The organism is Cellulophaga sp. (genome assembly GCF_039943695.1).
In the GTDB taxonomy this organism is placed as follows: Bacteria; Bacteroidota; Bacteroidia; order Flavobacteriales; family Flavobacteriaceae; genus Cellulophaga.
This window is the reverse complement of sequence record NZ_JBDVAA010000213.1, coordinates 1-5,845: the sequence shown is the minus strand read 5'-3', so window position 1 is coordinate 5,845 and position 5,845 is coordinate 1. Positions and strand designations below refer to the sequence as shown.

At 32.5% G+C, this 5,845-nt stretch carries 4 protein-coding genes, 1 tRNA gene and 1 pseudogene; 5 read left to right on the top strand and 1 reads right to left on the bottom strand.

What is annotated here, in order from left to right; all coding sequences use genetic code 11:
• The 3 genes and pseudogenes from ABJD66_RS15445 to ABJD66_RS15435 form a co-directional block, all read left to right on the top strand.
• A pseudogene (locus tag ABJD66_RS15445) lies at window positions 1-155 on the top strand (RIP metalloprotease RseP); the annotation flags it as partial.
• A gap of 77 nt (window positions 156-232) precedes the next feature.
• Window positions 233-306 (top strand) — tRNA-Asn (locus ABJD66_RS15440).
• Between the two features lie 120 nt (window positions 307-426).
• The gene (locus ABJD66_RS15435) at window positions 427-654 is read left to right on the top strand and encodes a hypothetical protein (protein ID WP_013621206.1); all 228 of its coding nucleotides are present in this window, start codon (window positions 427-429) and stop codon (window positions 652-654) included.
• 4 nt (window positions 655-658) lie between these two features.
• On the opposite strand, the gene ABJD66_RS15430 is transcribed toward ABJD66_RS15435, so the two are convergent.
• The gene (locus ABJD66_RS15430; RefSeq protein WP_348133279.1) at window positions 659-1,264 is read right to left on the bottom strand and encodes a TetR family transcriptional regulator; all 606 of its coding nucleotides are present in this window, start codon (window positions 1,262-1,264) and stop codon (window positions 659-661) included.
• Window positions 1,265-1,432: 168 nt separating this feature from the next.
• On the opposite strand from ABJD66_RS15430, the gene ABJD66_RS15425 reads away from it, so the two are divergent.
• Window positions 1,433-2,689, top strand: coding sequence for an alkaline phosphatase family protein (locus ABJD66_RS15425; protein WP_348133276.1), 1,257 nt, complete (start codon window positions 1,433-1,435; stop codon window positions 2,687-2,689).
• Between the two features lie 28 nt (window positions 2,690-2,717).
• Window positions 2,718-5,810, top strand: a complete 3,093-nt coding sequence (locus tag ABJD66_RS15420; RefSeq protein WP_348133273.1) for a SusC/RagA family TonB-linked outer membrane protein — start codon at window positions 2,718-2,720, stop codon at window positions 5,808-5,810.
• Window positions 5,811-5,845 lie beyond the last annotated feature (35 nt).

The window sequence follows — 5,845 nt, the reverse complement described above, 5'->3', positions numbered from 1 at the left end:
ACGTTATGTTTTTATTATATGAAATTATTTCTGGACGTCCACCAAGTGAAAAAGTGTTAGAGAAAGGGCAAATTGTTGGTTTTGTAATACTTATGGGATTAATGGCAATTGTCTTTGGAAACGACATCTGGAATATTATAAAGAAATTTATATAAATTTTTATTTTTGCTTTGTAGATATTAAAAAAGCTTTTATATTTGCACCCGCTTACAGACGTTATGTCTGCTAACATTCCTCCTTAGCTCAGTTGGTTAGAGCATCTGACTGTTAATCAGAGGGTCCTTGGTTCGAGCCCAAGAGGGGGAGCAAAACAAACCTCAACTAGAAATAGTTGAGGTTTTTTGCTTTTATATAGTTTCTTCAATTATATAGTTTATAGTTGTTTTGTTTTTTCCTGTATCTTTTCAGTCTTAAAATTACAAATCTATGTTTTCTATAATAGGTTGGCTCGGGGCCTTATTGTTTGTAGTGTCTTACTTGTTGTTAAGCATAGGTAAACTATCATCTAAATCTAAAGTGTACCATATTTTAAATATATTAGGTGCTGTATGCTTAATTATTAATGGCTTTGCGTTAAATGATTTTCCTAATGTTGTAGTTAACGCTGTATGGGCTTGTATTGGGCTCTACGCTATTGTTAAGGTTGTTAAATAATCGTTTACTCGTTTTTAAATTCTAGTATATTTAACGCATACTTAATATAAATAGCTTCTTTTTGCTTGTAATCTTCTGTTTTTTCATTAAAAAGTCCCAGATAATAGTAAGCTCCATCTATTAAGGCAAAAATTACCTCTGTTATTTCATCAATGTTTGTATTGGTAATAATTTTGTGCTCTTTTGCTTCTGTTAGTTTTTTGTGTAAAACCGTGTGTAGCGCTTGTAGGTAGCTTTTAAAGCTATCGTTAAAATCTTTTTTCCTGTAAATTAAAGCGTAGCAACTATAAAAAACTCCATCATCAAAATATTTGTTCCAGTTTCTAGAAAAAAGTGACGTTATTAGATTGTCAAGTTTTTGTTTTGAGTTTATTTCTCCATTTTCGTCATTTTGTACAATGTTTAAGTGCTGTTCTAATATAAACTCATTTAAGCCAATTAATAGCTCATCTTTGGTTTTAAAGTAGTGCATTATTAAGCCGTTACTTATGCTTAAATGTTCTGCAACCTTAGCAATAGAGGTGTTTTCTAGGCCTATGTCTTTAGCAACTTTGTAAAATGCTTTTATAATTTCTTTTCGTCTTTGTACAGATACACTTTTTCTTCCCATGTAAGATTTTTATTTAGGCAAATGTAACATTTTAAGATAATTACAAGCCTTGCTTTGCCTGTGCAAGTTAACATTTATTTAAAGTTTTATTAATTGAACATTCATTCAATTTATAATTTATAAAAATACTTTTGACCCGGATTTTAGTGTAACCAATCAATCTAAAAAATGGAGAATAAAATTAAATATGTAGTATTTGTTATGTGCTTAATTGTGCAGGTAGGTTTTACTCAACAAACTCACAAGGCTATAAAAAACAAGAAAGTAGTGTTTGTTATAGTAGATGGTATTTCTACAGATATGCTGCAAAAAGCTCCAACTCCTTTTTTAGATAGTATAGCTAATATTGGCAGTTATACTAAAGCCTATGTGGGTGGTAAAAAAGGAGGTTACTCGCAAACACCAACAATTTCTGCGGTAGGTTATAATAGTCTGCTTACAGGTACTTGGGTTAATAAACACAATGTATATGGTAACAGTATTAAAAAGCCAAATTACAATTATCCAACAATTTTTAAGGTATTTAAAGACCAATATCCAACTAAAAAAACAGCTATTTTTTCTACTTGGCTAGATAACAGAACAAAACTTATTGAGGGCGAATCTGAAACAAAAAATGTAGAGCTAGATTATGCTTTTGATGGTTTTGAATTAGACACCATTAATTATCCTCATGATGCTTACAAACAATACATTAAAAAAATTGATAATGATGTGGCTGTTGAGGCTGCTAGGTATATAAAAATAGATGCACCAGACTTGTCTTGGGTGTATTTAGAGTATACAGATGATGTTGGCCACGGTTTAGGTGATAGTCCGCAACTAGATGATGCAATTACGTCTGAAGATGCTTTGGTTGGCAAAATATGGAATGCTATTAAAATACGTGAAGCTAATTTTAATGAAGATTGGTTGTTGGTAGTTACTACAGACCATGGTCGTAGTCCTAAAGATGGGCGCCATCATGGAGGACAAACAGATAGAGAGCGTGCTACTTGGATTGTAACTAATGAGAAAAACACTAACAATTATTTTAAAAATGAAACCCTAGCAATTACAGACATTTATCCAACTATGCTTCGTTTTTTGAATATTGATGTTTCTAAAGATATTGCTTATGAAATTGACGGAACTCCTTTTATAGGCGAGGTAGATGCTTATGGTTTATCCGCTGTTAAAGAAGGCGACAAAATTGTTGTTCGCTGGAAAAGTAATTCAGATAAAAATGTAAAAGGAACAATTTATACTTCTGCTACAAATCAATTTAAAGAAGGAAAAAAAGATACTTACATAAAGGAGGTAACAGTGAGTTTGACTAGTGAAGAGACTACGCTATCGCTTAAAAAGCATACGGGCAAGATGTTAAAAATAGTATTAGAGACTCCAAATAATGTGCTAAATACTTGGTACATAAACAATAACTAATAACCAATTTAACTTAACATTAAAGAAAATGAATTTTAGAATTACGTTTATTGTAATGTTGTTTGTATGCTGTTTTAGCTACGGACAACAAACTATTACGGGGAGTGTTGTAGATGAGGGCAATACACCATTAATGGGTGTTAGCATTGTAGTTGCTAATACTGCAAATGGTACAACAACAGATTTTGATGGTAATTATACCATTAATGCTGCAAAGGGAGATGTGCTTACATTTTCATCAATGGGGTTTAAAACAAAGCAAATTAAAGTTTTAAATGCTGCTGTAATTAATGTTACTCTTTTAGAGGATGCTGCAGCGTTAGAAGAGGTAGTGGTAACGGCTTTAGGTATAAAAAGAGAAAAAAAGGCATTGGGTTACGCTGTACAAGAAGTTAAGGGGGCTTCTTTAGAAAAAGCTAAAGAGCCTAACTTGGTAAATTCTTTAACGGGTAAAGTAGCTGGTTTAAATATTAAAAACTCTACCGACTTATTTCAGAATCCTGAAATTAGTTTAAGAGGAGCAACACCATTAGTTGTTATAGATGGTATACCAGACCGCTCTGCAGATATTTGGAAAATTAATTCTGATGATGTAGAAAGTATTAGTGTGCTTAAAGGTGCAACTGCATCTGCTCTTTATGGTTCTGCTGGTAGAAACGGAGCTATAATGATTACAAGTAAAAAAGGAGAAAAAGGAAGGTTAACTGTAACAGTTAATAGTTCAGTACTTTTTCAACCTTCTTTTATAAAAGTACCAGATGTACAAACAGTTTATGGCAATGGTAACCAAGGACAATATGCATATATTAATGGTTTAGGAAGTGGCTCTGAAGGTGGTGGCTGGATTTGGGGACCTAAAGTAGATCAATTAGATCCAAGTACAGCAAGCGGTTTTTTTGAAACTACACAATACAATAGTCCTACAGATGCTGCTGGTAATTTAATTCCAATTCCGTTTACATCTAGAGGTAAAGATAATATCAAAGATTTTTTTCAAACAGGATCTATACAAACCAATAACGTAAGTGTAAATTGGGGTAATGATAAAGCTAGTTATAGAATGTCTGTGTCTAACGTATATCAAAAGGGTATTGTTCCTAATACAGATTTGGGAAACACTTCTTTTGCAATTGGTGGTACGTTAAATCCGTCTGATAATTTTAAAGTAAGCTCTAACTTAACTTACAATAAGCAATACACAGATAATTTTCCTGAAGTTGGTTACGGACCAACAAATTATTTGTACAATTTAGTTTTGTGGACAGGTTTAGATGTAGATGTTAAAGATTTGCGTAACTATTGGAGAGAGGGGCAAGAAGGCTACCAGCAAAGGCATTTTAACGTTTCTTATTATAACAATCCTTATTTTCAGGCATATGAGTATGAGCGTGGTTATGATAAAGATAATGTGTATGGTAATGTTGCCTTTGAGTATAATATTACGCCAGAACTTAGTGTAAAAAGCACAAGCGGTATAAATGTTTACAGCTTAAACAGAACGTATAAAGAGCCTAAAAGTTATGTAGGGTATGGTAATAAATCTCTTGGTAATTTTACCAATGCAGATAGTAGATATTTTGATATTATTAGAGATTTTGGTTTAAAGTTTGAAAAGAACTTTTCAGATAATTTTACACTAAAAAGTGAAGTTGCTTACTCTAACTACTATCGTAAATCTACAGCTGCAAGTACGCAAACAGATGGTTTAAATATTCCTGGTTTTTACAATTTGGCTAATAATGCTGGGGTAAGTTATATTGCCTCTAACTTAGAGCAAGAAGAAGCTATAAAGAGTGTTTATGGTTTTGTAGATATGTCTTTTTACAATGCATTTTACTTGTCTATTACTGGTAGAAACGATAAGGTATCTACATTGCCAAAAGAAAACAATTCTTTCTTTTACCCATCTGTATCTGGTTCTTTAGTTTTATCTAGTCTTTTTGATATGCCACAGGCTATTAGTTTTGCAAAATTAAGAGGTTCTTGGTCTAGAGTGTCAGAAGGTAAAATAGGAGACGATCCTTATAGTTATATACAAGCTTATGATAAGGGAACAACGTGGAACGGAAATACGTCAGCGTCTTTTGGATCTAGCTTGCTTTCTCCTGGTTTAGAACCAGAAACATCAGACACTTGGGAGGTTGGTGCAAATGTTAGGTTGTTTAATAATCGTTTAGGTTTAGATGTTGCTTATTTTGAAGCTAAAGATTACAATAACCTAATTTATAGTCCAATTTCTGAAGGATCTGGGTATGAGAGTATTTTACTTAATGGAGATGAGTATAAGCGTAAGGGCTTAGAGTTTGTTTTTGATGCTAAGCCTATACAAACAGCTAATTTTAGTTGGGATATGCTTGTAAACTTTAGTAGGTTTAGAAGGTTTCAAGAAGAAATTTACGGAGATAGAGAGCAAACAGAAGGTTTTATAAAAGTTGGTGAACGTACAGATCAAATTTATGCTAACGTATACCAAACTAATTCTAGCGGTGAAGTTATTTATGAAAATGGTTTCCCTGTAAATGATCCTTACCAGAGATATATTGGTGATGATGATCCAGATTGGACTTACGGTATTACAAATACTTTTAAGTATAAAAATCTTAATTTATCGTTCTTGTTTGATGGTAGAATAGGAGGTTTAATTTACTCTACTACAAATCAAAAAATGTGGTGGGGTGGTAAACACAAAGGCACAGTAAACCAATTTAGAGATGATGCAAATAACGGTATTAGTTCTTATGTAGCTCCAGGAGTAAAGGTTGTAAGCGGTACAGCAACGTATGATGTTAATGGTAATATTACTAGTGATACGCGTACATATGCCTCTAATGATGTTGCTGTTAACTACATTAATTTTATGCAGACAACTAGTAACGGTCAAAATAAAAACTACCACTATTATAAAGAGTCTTTTGTAAAGCTTAGAGAGGTTACACTAACTTATAACTTTCCAAAAAAAGCATTAATAAACACACCTATACATGAGTTTAGTCTGTCCTTAATTGGACGTAACCTTTGGTTAAATTCTGATGTGCCAAATGTAGATCCAGATTCTGGTGTAGATGCATTGCAGGCTCCGTCAACTAGGAATATTGGACTTAACTTAAATGTAAAATTTTAAATAAAAGCATAATGAAAAAATTTAGTAAATACATT

Coding starts and splice junctions, on each gene's coding strand:
- ABJD66_RS15425 (WP_348133276.1), top strand. CDS start 1,433: ATGGAGAATAAAATTAAATATGTAGTATTTGTTATGTGCTTAATTGTG.
- ABJD66_RS15430 (WP_348133279.1), bottom strand. CDS start 1,264: ATGGGAAGAAAAAGTGTATCTGTACAAAGACGAAAAGAAATTATAAAA.
- ABJD66_RS15420 (WP_348133273.1), top strand. CDS start 2,718: ATGAATTTTAGAATTACGTTTATTGTAATGTTGTTTGTATGCTGTTTT.
- ABJD66_RS15435 (WP_013621206.1), top strand. CDS start 427: ATGTTTTCTATAATAGGTTGGCTCGGGGCCTTATTGTTTGTAGTGTCT.